Annotated in this window: 13 protein-coding genes; 8 read left to right on the forward strand and 5 right to left on the reverse strand. The window is 63.5% G+C overall.

Going from position 1 to position 18,267, the window contains the following annotated elements; genetic code table 11:
* Window position 1: 1 nt before the first annotated feature.
* From Q1A34_RS07975 to Q1A34_RS07985, 3 genes are all read right to left on the reverse strand, one after another.
* A complete protein-coding gene (locus Q1A34_RS07975; RefSeq protein ID WP_300032810.1) occupies window positions 2–1,123 on the reverse strand; it encodes a peptidoglycan DD-metalloendopeptidase family protein in 1,122 nt (373 codons plus the stop codon).
* Window positions 1,120–2,637, reverse strand: coding sequence for a 2,3-bisphosphoglycerate-independent phosphoglycerate mutase (gene gpmI / locus Q1A34_RS07980; protein ID WP_300032812.1), 1,518 nt, complete (start codon window positions 2,635–2,637; stop codon window positions 1,120–1,122). The genes Q1A34_RS07975 and gpmI overlap by 4 nt, the downstream gene beginning before the upstream one ends.
* Window positions 2,638–2,727: 90 nt before the next feature.
* On the reverse strand, window positions 2,728–5,658 hold the full coding sequence (locus Q1A34_RS07985; protein ID WP_300032814.1) for an error-prone DNA polymerase: 2,931 nt from the start codon (window positions 5,656–5,658) through the stop codon (window positions 2,728–2,730).
* A 121-nt stretch (window positions 5,659–5,779) separates the two neighbouring features.
* On the opposite strand from Q1A34_RS07985, the gene Q1A34_RS07990 reads away from it, so the two are divergent.
* From Q1A34_RS07990 to polA, 4 genes are all read left to right on the forward strand, one after another.
* Window positions 5,780–6,244, forward strand: coding sequence for a DUF1203 domain-containing protein (locus tag Q1A34_RS07990; RefSeq protein WP_300032816.1), 465 nt, complete (start codon window positions 5,780–5,782; stop codon window positions 6,242–6,244).
* A gap of 80 nt (window positions 6,245–6,324) precedes the next feature.
* Window positions 6,325–6,504 carry a zinc-finger domain-containing protein gene (locus Q1A34_RS07995; protein WP_300032818.1) on the forward strand — a complete coding sequence of 60 codons (180 nt, stop codon included), beginning with the start codon at window positions 6,325–6,327 and terminating at the stop codon, window positions 6,502–6,504.
* Window positions 6,505–6,570: 66 nt separating this feature from the next.
* Window positions 6,571–7,023, forward strand: a complete 453-nt coding sequence (locus Q1A34_RS08000) for a hypothetical protein (protein ID WP_300032820.1) — start codon at window positions 6,571–6,573, stop codon at window positions 7,021–7,023.
* 182 nt (window positions 7,024–7,205) lie between these two features.
* Window positions 7,206–10,001 carry a DNA polymerase I gene (gene polA, locus Q1A34_RS08005; protein ID WP_300032822.1) on the forward strand — a complete coding sequence of 932 codons (2,796 nt, stop codon included), beginning with the start codon at window positions 7,206–7,208 and terminating at the stop codon, window positions 9,999–10,001.
* A 6-nt stretch (window positions 10,002–10,007) separates the two neighbouring features.
* On the opposite strand, the gene Q1A34_RS08010 is transcribed toward polA, so the two are convergent.
* Together Q1A34_RS08010 and Q1A34_RS08015 are read right to left on the reverse strand one after the other, a co-directional pair.
* Window positions 10,008–10,730 carry a TIM barrel protein gene (locus Q1A34_RS08010; RefSeq protein ID WP_300032824.1) on the reverse strand — a complete coding sequence of 241 codons (723 nt, stop codon included), beginning with the start codon at window positions 10,728–10,730 and terminating at the stop codon, window positions 10,008–10,010.
* A gap of 132 nt (window positions 10,731–10,862) precedes the next feature.
* Window positions 10,863–11,438: a DUF1285 domain-containing protein gene (locus tag Q1A34_RS08015; RefSeq protein WP_300032826.1), complete on the reverse strand. Its 576-nt coding sequence runs from the start codon at window positions 11,436–11,438 to the stop codon at window positions 10,863–10,865.
* 68 nt (window positions 11,439–11,506) lie between these two features.
* On the opposite strand from Q1A34_RS08015, the gene Q1A34_RS08020 reads away from it, so the two are divergent.
* Genes Q1A34_RS08020 through Q1A34_RS08035 form a run of 4 tightly spaced genes read left to right on the forward strand, consistent with a single transcriptional unit; the run spans window position 11,507 to window position 18,208 of the window.
* Window positions 11,507–12,514, forward strand: a complete 1,008-nt coding sequence (locus tag Q1A34_RS08020) for a MoxR family ATPase (RefSeq protein WP_300032828.1) — start codon at window positions 11,507–11,509, stop codon at window positions 12,512–12,514.
* Window positions 12,511–13,389 (forward strand): DUF58 domain-containing protein, encoded by an 879-nt coding sequence (locus tag Q1A34_RS08025; RefSeq protein WP_300032830.1) that lies wholly within the window; start codon window positions 12,511–12,513, stop codon window positions 13,387–13,389. The genes Q1A34_RS08020 and Q1A34_RS08025 overlap by 4 nt, the downstream gene beginning before the upstream one ends.
* Window positions 13,386–16,169 carry a DUF4159 domain-containing protein gene (locus tag Q1A34_RS08030; RefSeq protein ID WP_300032832.1) on the forward strand — a complete coding sequence of 928 codons (2,784 nt, stop codon included), beginning with the start codon at window positions 13,386–13,388 and terminating at the stop codon, window positions 16,167–16,169. Before Q1A34_RS08025 ends, Q1A34_RS08030 begins: the two co-directional genes overlap by 4 nt.
* Complete coding sequence (locus tag Q1A34_RS08035; protein WP_300032834.1) at window positions 16,166–18,208, forward strand: hypothetical protein; 2,043 nt, start codon at window positions 16,166–16,168, stop codon at window positions 18,206–18,208. Before Q1A34_RS08030 ends, Q1A34_RS08035 begins: the two co-directional genes overlap by 4 nt.
* The last annotated feature ends 59 nt before the right edge of the window (window positions 18,209–18,267 follow it).

Here is an 18,267-nt window from a genome sequence, read left to right on the forward strand (position 1 = left end):
GTTATCTATCCTTATCCGTTCGGAACCAGAGGCTCGGGTCCTCAGGCACATTATTCTTTCTGACCTCTATATAGAGCGTTTCTGTCGCTTGTGCGCCAGTCCGATCACTATCTGTTGAAACTTCTGTTTCGGCTGTTGCCTGCACACCGCCCATCAGGCCCAGCGGCGCACCCGCCCCGACGACCTCACCGGCAGCGCCATAGAGGGTTTCGAGGCCCGCAAAGATCATCAGAACATCCGAATGCGGCTCTATGATGACGACGTTCCCGAAATCCAGCAGCGCGCCCGCATACCGGACAGTCGCATCCACCGGCGCCGTCACCAATGCACCGGGCAGCGTCCCCAACACTATTCCCGGGCGCACAACACCGGCGGCATCGGCCTCACCGGCGGCGCGTCGCACGTCGCCGACGGCTGGCAGTGGCAGATCGCCCTGCGGCACCTCGGCCGCCAGCCATGGCTCGCCGGTCTCGTTTTCCGAAATGCGTTCCAGACCGCGCGCAAAACTGTCCAGTGTATCGGCAGAAGCAATCAGGATCGCCTCCCGCACCGGGTCGTTGGTAAAGCGGCGCGGCAACTCTTTGCGGTCTGCAATCGCTTCGCTGAGCAGCGCACGGGCCTGCCGCAGATCGGTCAGCCCCTCGCTCAGACGCAGTTCCGCATCAGACTGAAGGCTCTGCAGCCGCTGCAGTTCCTGCAAATCCTCCCGCAACCCGATGGCCCGTGCATTCAGCTCCGGTGCCAGTGCCGTCAGGATCATGCCCGCCCGTGCACTGCCTGCAGGCCCCTGCGGATGCAGCATCATCACAGGCGAGGGTCCGGACCCCACACCATGCAGCGTGCTCAGCAGGCCGGCAATTTCTTTATCCCGGCGCTGCAGATCAGCCGCCAGATCAGCCTCACGCGCGCCGGCGCGGCGCAGACCACTGCGCACCGCCGACAGACCATCCTCAAAGGCATGAATTGTTTCTGTAAGTGCCCGCACTCTGTCACGGGCAGAGGTGGCCTCCTCCAACTCTGCCTGCGCCGCCTCCAGTCGCCCAAGTGCATCGCGGGCATCCTGTGCTGTATCGGCCGCCAGAGACACCGGCAGCATAAAAATCAGTACAGCCAGAAACTTCATGAGAGCAGACACCTGCCTGTCATCTCAACCGGTTTCTCCAGCCCCATCAGATGCAGAACCGTCGGCGCAAGATCAGCCAGACGCCCGTCTGACAGAACAGCCCCCCCGGGCGCACCGACGACAACAACAGGCACAGGGTTCAGCGTGTGCGCGGTGTGTGGCCCGCCGGTTGCCGGGTCAATCATCACGTCACAGTTGCCATGATCCGCACAGACAATCATCGCACCGCCTGCCTTTTCCAGTGCGTCCAGCACCCGCCCCAGACCCTGATCCACGGCCTCGCAGGCCCGCATCGCGGCAGCCAGATCACCAGTGTGCCCGACCATATCCGGGTTGGCATAGTTCACGACAATCAGGTCGTAACCTGCCTCTATCGCGCCGACAAAAGCATCCGTTACCTCACCCGCTGACATCTCCGGCTGCAGATCATAGGTCGCAACATCCGGTGATTTTGGCATCTTCCGGTCTTCACCGCTGAAAGAAACTTCCTCGCCACCGTTCAGAAAAAACGTCACATGCGGGTACTTTTCGGTTTCCGCCAGGCGGTACTGCCGCAAGCCTTTCTGCGCCACCCAGTCGCCCAGTGTGTTTACGATTTCCGGCTTGGGGTACATGACCGTCATATAGGCGGAATGTGCCTCTGAATACTGCGCCATTCCCATCAGTGCCGCCCAGTCCACACGTCTGCCGCGATCAAAACCGTCAAACGCCGGCGCGCCGATGGCTGCCATGATTTCGCGCGCCCGGTCCGCGCGGAAATTAAGACAGAACACCCCGTCACCGTCCTGGGCACCGGCATAATCCCCGATCACTGTCGGCACGATGAATTCATCATTCTCGCCGCGCGCATGTGCAGCCTGCACAGCTTCTGATGCCGTTGCCGCCTGCGCACCACCCCCCCGGATAATTGCGGCATATGCCTTTTCCACCCGGTCCCAGCGGTTGTCCCGGTCCATCGCAAAATACCGGCCCGTAACAGTGCCAACCGTGACGCCCTGCGGCAGTTTCGCCATGAGGTCCGCAATAAACTCGGGCGCTGAGGTTGGTGCCACATCGCGCCCGTCGGTCAGCGCATGAATGACCACTGGCAGATCCGCATCGCGCAGAGCCTTTGCCGCAGCAATCATGTGGCTGATATGTCCATGCACGCCACCATCCGACACAACACCCATCAGATGCGCGGTACCGCCTGTGGCCTTCAGCGCAGCGATATAGTCTCTGAGCCGGGGGTTTTCTGCAAAACTGCCCTCTTCTATCGCCAGATCGATCTGTCCCAGATCCATGGCAACCACCCGGCCCGCACCGATGTTTGTGTGTCCGACCTCAGAATTGCCCATCTGACCGCGCGGCAGGCCTACATCCGGCCCATAGGTCACCAGCGTGGCATTGGGACAGGTCGCCATCAGACGGTCTATGTTCGGCGTATCGGCCAGCAGAGGCGCGTTTCCCTCGCGCCGGTCACTGATCCCCCACCCATCGAGAATACATAAAACAACGGGTTTTGGTGCGCTCATCTGCTCGTCTCCACGTTTTGTGTTTCTGGCCTTGTAACGGCTGATCCGGCGCGGGTGAACCTGTTTCCCGGCGGCCGGCTTCTTCTGGCTTTAAATATCCCCGCCGGAGGCACGAATCTGCCCGGCCTCGCCACACGGCCCGGGCGTTAGCATATGGCGTAACAGCGCCAGCGGATGCGCCCGGAGCGTCAGCCGCATGGACACATAATCCTCCACCACCTCTTCGCCCAAGGTCATTTCCGGCAGCAGGGCGGCTGGCTCATCAATCGCCTCTCCCTCGATATCTCCGGCAAAAAGCGGCAGCGGCGCGCCCGGCACCAGTGCCCTGGCCTCCCAGAGCGCGTCGCGCCGGGACATCTCCAGCCCGGCGAAAACATCTGCCTCCGCCAGCCGCGCGATCATTGCCGGGGCAAGACCCGCACGCCGCCAGACATCGCGGACAGAGCGGTAGCCATTACCCCGGGCCGCTGTCAGCCAGCTGGCATCCTCCTCGCTCAGCCCTTTGATCTGGCGGAACCCCAGGCGCAGCGCCAGCCCGCCCTGGCCGTCAGGCTCCATCGTATTGTCCCAGAAGCTGGCATTCACACAGACGGGGCGCACCCTGACCCCATGCTCGCGCGCATCCCGTACGATCTGCGCCGGTGCGTAAAACCCCATCGGCTGGGAATTCAGCAATGCACAGGCAAAAATCCCCGGATGATGGCATTTGATCCAGGCCGAGGCATAGACCAGCAGGGCAAAGCTTGCGGCATGGCTTTCGGGAAACCCATAAGATCCGAACCCCTCGATCTGGGAAAAGCAGCGCTCGGCGAAATCCTGTTCATAGCCTTTGCGTTTCATCCCCCGCAGGAACAGCGTGCGGAATTCGCTGACATTCCCGTGCTTTTTGAACGTTGCCAGAGAGCGGCGCAGCCGGTCCGCCTGATCGGGGGTAAAGCCCGCACCCACGATGGCGATCTGCATCGCCTGCTCCTGAAAAAGCGGCACGCCCAGCGTCTTGCCCAGCACCTCGCCCAGCTCGTCCGAGGGAAAGCTGACCGCTTCCTCGCCATTCCGCCGGCGGATATAGGGATGCACCATATCCCCCTGAATGGGGCCGGGGCGGATGATCGCCACCTCGATCACCAGATCGTAGAAATTGCGCGGCTTCATGCGCGGCAGAAAATTCATCTGCGCCCGGCTCTCGACCTGAAAAACGCCGATACTGTCTGCCCGGCAGAGCATGTCATAGACCTGCTCGTCCTCGGGCGGCAGCGTCGCCAGGGTATGGCTCGTCTGGTGATGCACCTTCAGCAGATCAAAGGCCTTGCGGATACAGGTCAGCATTCCAAGGCTCAGCACATCCACCTTCAGAATGCCCAGTGTCTCGATATCATCCTTGTCCCAGCAGATGACCGTGCGGCCCTCCATCGTGGCGTTCTCGATGGGCACCAGCTCGTCCAGACGACCCTCGGTCACGACAAAGCCACCCACATGCTGCGACAGGTGCCGGGGGAAACCGTTGATCTCATACACCAGCGCCAGGGTCTGCTGCAGGCGCCGGTCGCCGGCATCCAGACCGATCTCGGCCATGCGTTCCGCCTCGATGCCTCTGGTCGAGAAAAACCCCCAGAGCTGCGAGGAGAGCGCCGAAATCGTGTCTTCTGTCAGGCCCATGGCGCGCCCGACCTCGCGAATGGCGCGTTTGCCGCGATAATGCACCACCGTCGCACAAAGCCCCGCGCGGTGACGGCCGTAACGCTCATAAATGTGCTGGATCACCTCTTCACGGCGCTCATGCTCAAAATCCACATCGATGTCAGGCGGCTCGTCCCGCGCCTCAGAGACGAAACGCTCGAACACCATTGTGCCGATCTCGGGGCTGACCGACGTGATCCCCATGCAGTAACAGACCACCGAATTGGCCGCCGACCCGCGCCCCTGGCACAGAATATCCCGGCTGCGGGCAAAGGCCACGATGTCGCGCACCGTCAGGAAATAGGGCTCGTATTTCAGTTTAGCGATCAGGGTAAGCTCATGCTCCAGCAACCTGTGCACCTTTTCCGGGGCACCGGACGGATACCGCCAGTCCAGCCCCTCATACGCCAGCCGGCGCAGCCGTTCGGTGGGTGTTTCTGTCTCTGTCCCTTCGAGCGGATACTCATAACGCAGCTCGTCCAGCGAGAAATCCAGTCTCTGTGACAGGGCATATGCGCGATCGACCGCGTCCCCGAACCCTTTAAAGAGGCGCCGCATCTCGGTCTCTGAGCGCAGGCGCGCCTCGCCATTGGGCAGGGCGTCACGGCCCAGATCATCCACCCGGCGGCCCAGACGGATGGCCGTGACCACATCCGCCAGCTTGCGGCGCGCACCGTGATGCATGAGCGGCGCGGCACTGGCGAGTGTTGGCAGGCCCAGACGGTTGGCCTCTGCCGTCAATGCTGCAAAGCGTTCTGCATCGCGCCCGTCATAGACAGGGTGCAGACCGATGTGCAGCTTTCCGGCAAAGCGGCGCGTCAGCGCCTGCGCCGTTTGCACCCACCCGCCCGCGCCGCGCTCTGCCCTTTGCGCCTGTGGCCAGAGGATAAGCTGCACCCCCCCGCCCCGCTCCAGCAGATCACTCAGCTGCAGATCGCAGGACCCTTTCACGGCGCGCAGACGACCTGCCGACAGAATCCGGCAGAGCGCACCCCAGCCCGCGCGGTTTTCAGGCAGCACCGTCACGGGGCAGGCGTCGGTGAACACCAGGCGTGCTGCAGGAATCAGCCGCGGGCGGACGTAAAGCGGCGGGCGGACGGATGCACCTGATGGTGCCGGCGGACCAGTCAGACCATGTTGCGCATCCCAGTTCTGGCGCTCCTGCACCTGGCGGGCAATCTCGCGGGCCCGGGCGTGCGCCCGCACGATCCCCGCCACGGAATTCTCGTCCGCAATCGCCAGCGCCTCCATCCCCAGTGCGGCGGCACGGGAGACATATTCCTCCGGGTGGGAAGCCCCTTTGAGGAACGAGAAATTCGAGGTGATGCTGAGCTCGGTAAACATGGCAGGCTTCTCTTATATTCACCTTTTGTTCTTATTTGGAGTCCTTTTGTGATTGCGCAAAATCCGGGTCGCACGAACGCGGGAACAGCGCCATACCGGCACCAGACGAAAGGACCCCGATATGCACAGATACACCGCAACAGAGACTGAAACCGTCCGGAAATGGCAGGCCGGCGCACCCGATGACAACGGACAGACGCCCGAGCGCGCGGTTTCCGACGGACAGGGAAACCCCTGCCGTCACTGCCTGCGCGACATCCCCAAAGGCGAGGCGATGCTGATTCTCGCACACCGCCCCTTTGCAACGCTCCAGCCCTATGCCGAAACCGGGCCGGTCTTTGTCTGTGCTGCCCCCTGCACAAGGGCCGCGGCAGACGTGGTGCCCGACATCCTGCAAACATCGCCGGACTATCTGCTCAAAGGGTATTCAGCGGATGAACGCATCGTCTATGGCACCGGCGAAATCACCCCCACACCCCGGATCGCCGACAAAATCCAGCGCGTTTTTGCGAACCCGCGCGTGGCCTTCATCCACGTCCGGTCCGCCCGCAACAACTGCTATCAGCTGCGTATCGACAGATCCTGACTCCGGAAAACCGCAGACAGGCTTGCCCCGCACACGCGCTTTGGTCATAACGGGGCCCAAGCGATCCCGAGGAAGCCCTGATGACCCTGCAAGCGCCCGAAACCAAGATTGTCGACAGCTACCGCATTGCCTGTGACGGCGGAGAGGGCGCACTGGGCCACCCGCGCGTCTGGCTGCAGATCCCCAAAGACACGGGCTGGGTCGAATGCGGGTACTGCGACTGCAAATACATCCATCGCGATTTTGCCGATAAAGCCTGATCCACGGCCAGAAATTGCCATGATTGTCGGCTATCCCTGCGCAGCGCACATCGGGGAGCCACAAAAATGGACGATCAGAACCAGAGTATTTTCTTTTCCAGCGCAGCCATCGGGCTGGGCGCTCTTGGGATGCTGACCGCCCTTCTGGTGCTCTATGCAGGCCCGTTCAGCCCGCAGCCGGACATCGGCACCACACTTGGTGACATTGCCGGGAACATGAAAGCCGCCGCCCAGCGTGCTGTGCAGGGCGTGCCGCAGCCGCCGGAAACCATCGTGCAGCCCGCATGGGACATTGACCGCATTCTGATGGCGGCGACCCCCGCACTGGGCGTGATGGGCGTTCTGAGTGCCATCATCGCGTATATCCGCCGCGAGCCGAAACGCGCTGCAACCTGCGGCATCGCGATCAGCGCCGCCGCGATTTTTGTGCAGGTGGTACTGATTGTAGCTCTGATCATTGCCGGTGCGATGCTTCTTGTCGGGCTCATGCAGAACCTTGATTCGATTCTGGGCGGCTGAAGCGCCCGGCGAAAACCCCGATCACGTGGCGGCGTCTGAAGTTACAGATCTCATCACATCGCGTGATGCATGGTCCCTGAGGGATTTTTCAACCGCTCCGGACACCCACTTGTGCCTTTACGGTTCTGGACTTCGGGCCGCCGTCGCGCCATGAACGCTGACAGGCATCTGAGGAGACCGGCATGGCGTTTGGCAAAGGGCACCATCTTCATCTGATCGACGGATCGGCATTTATTTTCCGCGCCTATCACGCGTTGCCCCCGCTGACCCGCAAGTCAGACGGGCTGCCCATCGGGGCGGTGTCGGGCTTCTGCAACATGCTGCACCGCTATGTGGAGGGAAACACCGGCCCGGACGCCCCCACCCATGTGGCTGTGATCTTTGACAAGGGCAGCCATACATTCCGTAACGACCTCTATGACCAGTACAAAGCCAACCGCGAGGCCATGCCCGAAGACCTGCGCCCGCAGATCCCCCTGACCCGGCGCGCGACCGAGGCCTTCAACATCGCCTGCAAGGAAAAAGAGGGTTTCGAGGCAGACGACATCATCGCGACCCTGGCCGTGCAGGCCCGTGCCGCCGGTGGGCGCTGCACGATCATCAGTTCCGACAAGGACCTGATGCAGCTGGTGGGCGACGGTGTGGAAATGTTGGATGCGATGAAGAACAAACGCATCGACCGCGAGGGGGTGTTCGAGAAATTCGGTGTCTATCCGGACCGCGTGGTTGATGTGCAGGCGCTGGCGGGCGATTCCGTCGACAACGTGCCGGGGGCGCCCGGCATCGGCGTAAAAACCGCCGCCCTGCTGATCAACGAATACGGCGATCTGGATGCGCTGCTGGAGCGCGCCGAAGAGATCAAACAGCCCAAACGCCGTCAGACCCTGATCGACCATGCCGAGCAGATCCGCCTGTCACGCACGCTGGTGCTGCTGGATGAAAACACGCCGCTGGACTTTACCCTCGATGATCTCGAAGTACGCGACCCGGACCCCGAGGCCCTGATGCCTTTCCTGGCCGAGATGGAGTTCCGGACCCTGACAAAGCGGATCGCGGACCAGCTGGGCGTGGAGCCGCCCGCCATCGAGGACACGCCCGCCGCCGCCCCCGACGCGCCACAGATCGAGGACGTGCCCTTTGACCGTGCGGGCTATGAAAAGGTCGGCGATGCCGCAGCGCTGCAGACCTGGATCGATGAAATCTATGAATACGGGCATGTCGCCGTCGACACCGAAACCACCGGTCTGGACGAAATGCGCGCTGATCTGGTGGGTATCTCGCTGTGTGTGCGTCCCGGGCGCGCCTGTTACGTCCCGCTGATCCACAAAGCGCACCGGGGCGATGATCTCTTTGGCTCGGACGCGCTGGCAGAGGGGCAGATGGCGGTCCAGGACGCGCTGGATATGCTGAAACCTGTGCTCGAGGACCCGTCGATCCTCAAGATCGGGCAGAACATGAAATACGATGCCAAGATTTTCGCGCAGAACGGCGTGGATGTGGCCCCGATCGAGGACACAATGCTCATGTCCTACGCCATGCACGCCGGGCTGCACGGGCACGGGATGGACACGCTGTCGGAACGCCATCTCAACCACACGCCGATCCCGATAAAGCCCCTGTTAGGCTCTGGTAAATCGGCGATCACCTTTGACAAGGTGCCACTGGAAGATGCGGTTCCCTACGCCGCCGAGGACGCGGACATCACCCTGCGTCTGTGGCAGCATTTCAAGCCGATGCTGCACCGCGCACAGGTCACACGTGTCTACGAATCCATGGAGCGCCCGCTGGTGCCGGTGCTTGCTGGCATGGAACGTTCGGGCATCAAAGTGGACCGCAACACGCTGTCGCAGATGTCCAACGCCTTCAGCCAGAAAATGGCCGGGCTGGAAGATGAGATCTATGAACTGGCGGGCCGTAAATTCAACGTCGGCTCTCCCAAGCAACTGGGCGAAATCCTGTTTGATGAGATGGGGATAGAGGGCGGCAAAAAGGGCAAGACGGGTGCCTATGCCACCGGCGCGGACGTGCTCGAAGACCTCGCCACCATGCACGAACTGCCCGCGCGCGTGCTGGACTGGCGGCAGCTTTCCAAACTGAAATCGACCTATACGGATGCGCTGCAGGATCACATCAACGCGGACACAGGTCGGGTACACACCTCTTACTCCATCGCGGGCGCATCGACCGGCAGGCTGGCCTCAACAGACCCCAACCTGCAGAATATCCCGATCCGAACCGAAGAAGGCCGCCGCATCCGCGAGGCATTTGTCGCCGAAGAGGGCAAGACCCTCGTCGCGCTGGATTACAGCCAGATCGAGCTGCGTATCCTCGCCCATATTGCTGATATCCCGGCGCTGAAACAGGCCTTTGCCGATGGTCAGGACATCCATGCGATGACGGCGTCCGAGATGTTCGACGTGCCGATGGAGGAGATGACGCCTGACGTCCGCCGCCGCGCCAAGGCGATCAACTTTGGTGTGATCTACGGCATCTCCGGCTTTGGACTTGCACGCAACCTGCGCATTCCACGCTCAGAAGCGCAGGGCTTTATCGACCGCTACTTTGAACGCTTTCCCGGCATCCGCACCTATATGGACGACACCAAGGCCTTTGCGAAAGAACATGGGTATGTAGAGACGCTTTTTGGCCGGCGCATCCACACGCCCGAGATTGCCGCCAAAGGCCCCCGCGCCGGATTTGCCCAGCGCGCCGCGATCAACGCGCCGATACAGGGCACGGCGGCTGACGTGATCCGCCGGGCGATGATCCGTATGCCACCGGCTATCGAAAACCTGCCTGCCAAGATGCTGCTGCAGGTACACGATGAACTGTTGTTCGAGGTGGATCAGGGCTCAGAGGATGATCTGATCGCTGCCGCGCGGGACATCATGGAAAATGCCGCTGACCCGGTTGTAAAGCTGGACGTGAAACTGACGGTGGATGCGGGCACCGGGGCGAACTGGGCTGTGGCGCACTGATCCGGTTCAGCTGGCAGTCAGCGCTTTAAGTCCTGTCAGGTCTGGCGCGGACTGACCAGAGAGCGGCCAGGCCGCGATGACCAGGCCGTCATATCCGCTGGCGGCGAGGGACTGTCGCAGCGCAACCCCGCCAGCACCCGGATCCTCGGGCAGGCAGATGACCTTCACAACATCCGCACAGTTTGTCAGCGCCGTGTCGGCGGCGGCAGCATCGACCGGCAGGTCCAGCGCCAGCCCGATCCGCTCCGAGGCAACCTCGCGCAGCACTTCCACCGCGGTGTCTCTGTCGGACAAAAACGCCCCCGGTTCCGCTTCGCACCCGATGGTCAGAGAAATATGACCCGGCAGATCATCCGCCACGGCGCGCAGGTTCTCCACCAGTGTCTCCCGTGCCGCGTCACCCGCGGCCACGCCCCCCAGTACATGCAGGCTGGTGACGCGCAGCTCATGCGCATAGCGCAGCGCGCGCCGCATATCATATCGGAACCGCCGGGCACTTTCCGGCACCGCAGCAAAGCCGCGCACCCCGCCGGTGTAGTTTGGCGGCGGCACCATGATCTGCACCAGATCCAGGCCTGCGCGCAACAAAGCCAGCTGTGTTTCCCGCGCGGGCATGTCATAGGGGAACGGTACTGCAACGCCTGTCAGCCCGGCTCTCGCGGCGGCTTCAATACGGTCCAGAAATGGCAGATCGGCCCAGAGCCGGTCCAGGTTTGCCGCGATCCGCATCACCACACCTCCAATTCACTGTTCTGCACGTTAGAGACGGTTTCTGCCGGACCCAAGGGCCTGCAGCGTGCTCAGATTCGACAAATTCAGCAGAGTGTCCGCAGAGCAACGCTCACAGTGTCGGAGCGGGTTTCAGGGCAGCTCGGCACTGGGGATGATCCGGAAAAACGTACCCCCCGACCAGACGCCAAACCAGTCATCGTGATGCACGCCCAGATCCACCAGCCGGTAAAAACTCTTGCGGTCGATCAGCGCCTCAAGCTCAGCGCGCACCAGAACATAGGGCGACGGTTCACCGGTTTGCGCGTCGCGCACCACACGGATCGGGTTGTCCGGACCTGCGCGCATCCTGTCGCCGACCTGGGTTTCAAACCGCAGTGTCTGCTCTGCCCCTGCGCCGGTCGCCTCAAAGTCGACGGCGACAAAAGGGGCGTCATCAACCGTGATCCCAACCTTTTCTACCGGCGTGACAAGGAAATATTTACCATCTTCCTTCTTAAGTATTGACGAGAACAGCTTCACCAGTCCGGGCCTGCCGATCGGCGTGCCCTGGTAAAACCATGTACCGTCCCGCGCAATACGCATGTCGAGGTCGCCGCAAAACGGCGGATTCCACAGATGAACGGGCGGCAATCCGCGTGTTTTTGCGGCAGTTAACGATGCAGCGAGACTTTCCGCCGAAGGGGTCACGGTTTTTTGTCCACTCATAGCTTTTGCCATTTCCCTTCGTCGCGATAGAGTTACATCAGACATATAACCCATCGGAGAACAATGTCATGAGTGATGCAGAAGACATGGTCGCAGAGATCGAAGCGCTCGGTGAGAAGCTGAACGCGGCCAGAGATTCGATCACCAAACGGTTCATCGGGCAGGAGCGTGTCGTCGATCTGACGCTGACCGCACTGCTCTGTGGAGGTCACGGGCTGCTCATCGGTCTGCCTGGCCTTGGGAAAACCCGCCTGGTCGAAACCCTGTCCACGGTCATGGGCCTGCACGGCAACCGTGTGCAGTTCACGCCCGACCTGATGCCAGCCGACATTCTGGGCTCCGAGGTGCTGGACACCGCCCCGGACGGCTCGCGCGCCTTTCGCTTTATCCAGGGGCCGGTGTTCTGCCAGCTTCTGATGGCCGACGAGATCAACCGCGCGTCACCACGGACACAATCCGCGCTGCTCCAGGCGATGCAGGAAAAAACGGTTACCGTTGCGGGCGAAAACCGCGCGCTTGGTGTACCGTTCCACGTGCTCGCCACGCAGAACCCGATTGAGCAGGAGGGCACCTATCCCCTGCCCGAAGCGCAGCTGGACCGTTTCCTTGTACAGATTGACGTCCCCTATCCGGACCGCACCACCGAACGCGACATCCTGCTGGCCACCACCGGGGACGGCGAGGCGAAATCAACCGAAGTCTTTACCGCCGGCGAGCTGCTGGCCGCGCAACAGCTGCTGCGCCGGATGCCCGTGGGCGACAGCGTGGTCGAGATGATCCTCGATCTGGTCCGCGCCTTCCGCCCCGAAGAAGAAAGCGCCAGCCAGCAGGTCCGCGAGACCGTTGCCTGGGGTCCTGGACCCCGCGCCGCGCAGGCGCTGATGCTGACAGTGCGGGCCCGCGCGCTGCTGCAGGGGCGTCTTGCGCCCTCGGCCGAGGATGTACTCGATATGGCGCGGCCTGTGCTCAGCCACCGGATGGCGCTGAACTTTGCAGCGCGTGCCCGGGGCGACAGCCTGCAGGGCCTGATCGACGAGACCGCCGCCGGACTTGCCGGAGCGAAGGCCGCCGCGTGAGCACAGCAACCGCCCTCCGTGCCGGTGCTGAAACCGAAGCCGCCTCGCTTCCGGCGCTGCTGGCCCGTGCCGAACACCTGGCGGGTTCTGTCCTGCTGGGCGATCACGGCAGGCGGCGTTCCGGCATGGGGGATGATTTCTGGCAGTACCGCCCGGCCCAGCCCGGTGACAGCCGCCGCATGGTCGACCACCGCCGGTCCGCGCGGGGCGATACGGAATTCGTGCGCGAACGGGAATGGCAGATTGCCCAGTCAGTGATGTTCTGGGTGGACCAGGGCGCATCGATGCGCTTCACCAGCAACGACAACCTCCCGCAGAAAGCAGACCGCGCCAGGCTGCTCGGGCTGGCGGCAGCCATTCTGCTGGTGCGTGGCGGCGAACGTGTGGGGCTGACCGGCACCGCGCTGCCACCGCGGCGCGGCAATACCCAGATCCTGCGTCTGGCGGAGATGTTCACAACCGACGCGACGGACGACTACAGCCCGCCCGAGCACCGCGCGATGATCCCCTCTGCCAGGGCGGTGTTTGTTTCGGATTTCATGGGCGATGTCTCCGAAGTCCGGCTGGCCCTGACCAAGGCCGCAGACCGGGGCGTGCGCGGCGTACTGCTGCATCTGCTTGACCCGTCTGAGGAGGCCTTTCCCTTTCGCGGACGCACGATTTTCGAAAGTGTGGGCGGCAGTCTGAGCCATGAGACGCTCAAGGCCAGCGACCTGCGCGACCGGTATCTCGACCGGCTGGCTAGCCGCAAGGCCGAACTCTCCGAGCTCTGCGCCGTAACAGGCTGGCAATACGGCCTGCATCACACAGACAGCACCGCACAATCCGCACTCCTGTGGCTTTACCGTGCGCTCGACACCGGGAGCATCAGATGACGGTTCTGGGGGGGATAGGTTTCACGGCGCCCTGGCTGCTGATGGCGCTTTTTGCGCTGCCGATCCTCTGGCTCATCCTGCGTGCCGTGCCGCCTGCGCCGATCCGCCGTCGCTTTCCGGGCGTGGCGCTGTTGCTGGGGCTGAAGGACGACGAAACCGTCTCTGACCGAACGCCCTGGTGGCTTTTGCTGCTGCGCATGCTGGCAGTCGCGGCGATTATCATCGGCCTCGCCGGTCCGGTGCTGAACCCCGAAGCGGATGCCGCACAGGGCGACGGGCCGCTGCTTATTGTCCTTGATGGCAGCTGGGGCGGTGCCACGCGCTGGTCCGAACAGGCAGAGGCCGTTGAGGCACAGCTGACCCGCGCCAGCCGCGCCGGGCGCACCGTTGCCTTTCTGGATATGGCCCGGCCCGAGCCCCCGGTTTTCCAGGCTGCTGATGCCTGGCGCAGCCGCCTGCCCGGGTTCCGCCCCGCCGCCTGGCAACCTGATGCCGCGCGCGCCGCCATGGCCGTTTCTTTTGCCGACGCGCTTGGCGGGTTTGATACCATGTGGTTCAGTGACGGCCTTGATTTCCCGGGCCGCGAGGATGTGCTGAGCGCTTTCCGCAACGCAGGTGCCGTTGAGATTTACCAGACGGCGGCAAACGTTCTGGCCCTGACACCTGCCGGTTTTGAGGACGGCGCGGTACAGCTGACCGCCCTGCGCGCAGCCGGCGGGCCGGAACGCGAAATTACCATCCAGGCCCAGGGGCGCGACCCTGCGGGCAACGCGTCGATACTCGCCAGCGCCGGTGCTGTTTTTGCAGCGGGCGAGACAGAGGCATCAACGGCCCTGTCGCTGCCAGCCGAACTGCGCGCGCGCATCACGCGGTTTGACATTCAGGGGCAGCGCTCTGCCGGGGCCACCACGCTGGCCGATGACGCGCTCCGCCGCCGCGAGGTCGCGCTGATCGCCGGACGGGAAAGCCGCGAGGGTCTCCAGCTGCTCTCGCCGCTGCACTACATTGAGCAGGCGCTGGCCCCCAATGCCGATCTGATCCGCGGCGCAATCAGCGATGTGCTGCCTGCCAACCCGGATGTGATCGTCCTTGCCGATGTCGCAACTCTGTCGCCTGCCGAAACCGAAGGGCTTGGTGCCTGGATCGACGAAGGCGGGATGCTGGTGCGTTTTGCCGGGCCACGGGTGGCCGCCAGTGATATCTCGCGCATCGACGAGGATCCGATGATGCCCGTCCGTCTGCGCACAGGCGGGCGTACTGTCGGCGGTGCCATGAGCTGGGGACAGCCGAAAACCCTGGCCCCATTCCGGGAAAGTTCGCCCTTTTTCGGCCTGCGCATCCCCGATGACGTGCAGATCACCAGCCAGGTCATGGCCCAGCCCGATCCGACACTGGCAGAACGCGTGATTGCCGAGCTGACAGACGGCACGCCCCTGGTGACCCGGAAAACCCGCGAACAGGGACAGATTGTGCTCTTTCATATTACCGCCACGGCAGACTGGTCCACGCTGCCGCTCTCTGGTCTCTTTGTGCAGATGCTCGAACGGCTGGCTGTCTCCTCCTCTGCCTCGGCACCGGATGCCGCACAGCTGGACGGCACAACCTGGACACCCGAACAGGTGATGGACGGCTTTGGCACCCTGTCGGACGCGGGCAATCTGCCCGGCGTTCCCGGCCCCGATCTGATCAATGCGCCCGCGGGCCCGGACATGCAGCCTGGCATTTATGCCGACGGCGACCGGCGTCTGGCGCGCAATGTGATCGGCGCAGAGACAACGCTGACCCCGGCGGCCTGGCCTGCTGACATTCCGATCCGCGGTTTTGCCGTGCCGCCCGAACAACCCGTTGCCGGATGGCTGCTCAGCCTCTCGGTTCTGCTGCTGCTGGCAGATGTCGTCGCCTCGCTTGCCCTGTCCGGGCGCTTACTGGGGCGGGTGAACACCGCCGCTGCCGTGGTTCTGGCGCTGCTTCTGATGCCCACCGGACCAGGCAGCGCACAGACCGCCGATGCCGATGCCGAAGCGGATGCCTTTGCGCTGAATGCCACGGCCGAACTGGCGCTGGCCTGGGTACGCACCGGTGATGCACGGGTGGATGAGCTGTCGCAGGCCGGGCTGACCGGTCTGTCGCAGACGCTGTATTTCCGCACGTCGGTAGAGCCTGCCGAACCTGTAGGCGTTGACCTGGAAATGGACGAGCTGGCGTTTTTCCCCATTCTCTACTGGCCCGTGACACCGGACCAGCCGCGCCCCTCGGCCGAAGCCTATGCCAAACTCAACGCCTACCTGCGCTCCGGCGGGCTGATCCTGTTTGACACGCGCGACGCGGATATCTCGCGCTTTGGCGGCTCCAGCCCCAACGGGCGCAAACTCCAGGATCTTGCCGCCGCCCTGGATATCCCGCCGCTGGAACCACTGCCCACAGACCACGTGCTGACGCGCACCTTTTACCTGTTGCAGGACTTTCCGGGCCGCCACACCAGCCGCGAGGTCTGGGTCGAGGCCGCACCACCCGATGCCGAACAGATCGAAGGCATGCCCTTCCGCAACCTCAATGACGGAGTGACCCCGGTTGTCATTGGCGGCAACGACTGGGCCGCCGCCTGGGCCATTACACAAAACGGCGCCCCCATGGTGCCGGTCGGGCGTGGCTTTACCGGCGAGCGGCAGCGCGAACTGGCCTACCGCTTTGGTGTCAATCTCATCATGCATGTTCTCACCGGCAACTATAAATCAGACCAGGTGCATGTCCCTGCCCTTCTCGACAGGCTTGGCCAGTGACCGGCACCGTTATCTTTGACCCTCTCGTCCCCTGGGCGATGATCACCGTTGTTGCGGTGATTGCCGTGACCACCGTGGTGCTGGCCGGGCTGCGCGGGCTTAACGGCTGGCCGCTGCGCGGGCTGGCTGCCCTGGTGGTGCTGGGCGCGCTCTGCAATCCCTCTTACCAGCAGGAAGACCGCGCGCCGCTGACCGATATCGTGGTGATGCTCGAGGACGAAAGCGCCAGCCAGACCCTCTCGGACCGGCCGGACCAGACCGCCACAGCGGCTGATACCCTGGCAGACCGGATCGCCGCGCGCAGCAATACCGAAGTGCGCCGCGTGACCGTACCCGATGGCGAGGGCGACGCGGGCACGCAGCTGATGACGGCCCTGTCTGCAGCCCTGGCCGAAGAACCCCGTGCGCGCATCGCCGGGATCATCGCACTCAGTGACGGGCGCGTGCATGACGCGGATCTGCCGGTAAATCTGCCGGCTCCCATGCACCTGATGCTCACCGGTGAAGAAACCGACTGGGACCGCCGCCTTTCGGTGCGCAACGCACCCGCCTTTGCCATCATCGGCGAGCCGGTCACCCTGACCCTGCGCATCGAGGATATGGGTGCCGCCCCCCCGGGCGCTGTGATAGCACCCTTGCAGATATCCGTGGACGGGGCCGAGCCCCAGGAGTTCCAGGTGCCACTGGGCGAGGATATCGAGCTGCCTGTCACCCTGCCGCACGGCGGGCGCAATGTGATCGAATTCACCGTCCCGCTGGCCGAGGGCGAGCTTACCGACCGCAACAACAAGGCCCTGATCCAGATGAACGGTGTGCGCGACCGCCTGCGCGTTCTGCTGGTCTCGGGCGAGCCGCACCCCGGCGGGCGCACATGGCGTAACCTGCTGAAATCAGACAGCTCTGTGGATCTGGTACACTTCACGATCCTGCGCCCCCCCGAAAAGCAGGACGGTGTGCCGGTCAGCGAGTTGTCTCTCATCGCCTTCCCCACCCGCGAGCTTTTTCTGGAAAAGATCGACGACTTTGATCTGATCATTTTCGACCGCTACAAACGCCGGGGTATCCTGCCCTCGCTCTATCTCGACAACGTTGCCAACTACATCCGCGCGGGCGGTGCCGTACTGGTCGCCGCAGGGCCCGATTTTGCCGGTGCGGACAGTCTTTATCGCTCTCCGCTGGGGTCGGTGTTGCCCGGCGCGCCGACCGCGCGGGTGGTAGACCAGCCTTACCGGCCCACTGTTACAGAGCTTGGCACGCGCCACCCGGTGACAACGGATCTGCCCGGGGGCGGTGACTGGGGGCGTTGGCTGCGCCAGGTGGACATCACCGACACCACCGGCCACACGGTCATGTCCGGCACCGGCGAACGCCCGCTTCTGGTGCTGGACCGTGTCGGGCTGGGCCGCGTGGCGCTGGTGGCCTCTGATCACGCCTGGCTGTGGAGCCGTGGTTATGAAGGCGGCGGCCCGCAGCTGGAACTGCTCCGCCGTCTGGCCCACTGGATGATGAAAGAGCCCGAGCTCGAAGAAGAGGCGCTGTCTGCCCAGGCCACCGGCCAGACCATGCGTATTCAGCGCCGCACCCTGGAAGAAACCGTGCCGCCTCTGCGGCTGACGGACCCATCGGGCAATGTGACGGAACTTGAGCTGTCCGAGGCCCGTCCCGGCGTGTTTGAGACCGTGTTCGAGGGGCCGGAGATCGGCCTCTACCGGCTTGAGAACGGCGAGCAGATCGCCGTGATCGGTCTGGGGCCCTCCGCCCCCAAAGAGTTTGAACAGACGATTGCAACCGGCGACATCCTGCAACCGGTTGTCGCCAGCCTGCGGGGGGGAATCCTGCGGCTGGAAAACGGCCTGCCCCGTCTGCGCGACGTGCGCGAAGGGCGCCCCGCAGCCGGGCGCGGCTGGATTGGCCTGACTCCCAGAGATGCCTATGAAACCCGCGACGTGCGTCAGACGACGCTTCTGCCGGGCTGGCTGGTGCTGTTGCTTGCTGCCGCGCTCATTACAACCGCATGGTTACGTGAAGGACGCCGCTGACGCGCCTGGGCTGTTTTTCGGGCAAAAATTCTGCGATCAGGGGCGCCCTGGCCCCGCGC

This window comes from uncultured Roseobacter sp. (assembly GCF_947491795.1).
Classification (GTDB): Bacteria; Pseudomonadota; Alphaproteobacteria; order Rhodobacterales; family Rhodobacteraceae; genus Roseobacter.

What these genes read in the sequence shown, in the direction of transcription:
- Q1A34_RS08010 (WP_300032824.1), bottom strand. Translation starts at nt 10,730, where the DNA reads ATGCGGATCGCGGCAAACCTGGACCGGCTCTGGGCCGATCTGCCATTT.
- polA (WP_300032822.1), top strand. Translation starts at nt 7,206, where the DNA reads ATGGCGTTTGGCAAAGGGCACCATCTTCATCTGATCGACGGATCGGCA.
- gpmI (WP_300032812.1), bottom strand. Translation starts at nt 2,637, where the DNA reads ATGAGCGCACCAAAACCCGTTGTTTTATGTATTCTCGATGGGTGGGGG.
- Q1A34_RS08020 (WP_300032828.1), top strand. Translation starts at nt 11,507, where the DNA reads ATGAGTGATGCAGAAGACATGGTCGCAGAGATCGAAGCGCTCGGTGAG.
- Q1A34_RS07985 (WP_300032814.1), bottom strand. Translation starts at nt 5,658, where the DNA reads ATGTTTACCGAGCTCAGCATCACCTCGAATTTCTCGTTCCTCAAAGGG.
- Q1A34_RS08015 (WP_300032826.1), bottom strand. Translation starts at nt 11,438, where the DNA reads ATGAGTGGACAAAAAACCGTGACCCCTTCGGCGGAAAGTCTCGCTGCA.
- Q1A34_RS08000 (WP_300032820.1), top strand. Translation starts at nt 6,571, where the DNA reads ATGGACGATCAGAACCAGAGTATTTTCTTTTCCAGCGCAGCCATCGGG.
- Q1A34_RS07975 (WP_300032810.1), bottom strand. Translation starts at nt 1,123, where the DNA reads ATGAAGTTTCTGGCTGTACTGATTTTTATGCTGCCGGTGTCTCTGGCG.
- Q1A34_RS07995 (WP_300032818.1), top strand. Translation starts at nt 6,325, where the DNA reads ATGACCCTGCAAGCGCCCGAAACCAAGATTGTCGACAGCTACCGCATT.
- Q1A34_RS08030 (WP_300032832.1), top strand. Translation starts at nt 13,386, where the DNA reads ATGACGGTTCTGGGGGGGATAGGTTTCACGGCGCCCTGGCTGCTGATG.
- Q1A34_RS07990 (WP_300032816.1), top strand. Translation starts at nt 5,780, where the DNA reads ATGCACAGATACACCGCAACAGAGACTGAAACCGTCCGGAAATGGCAG.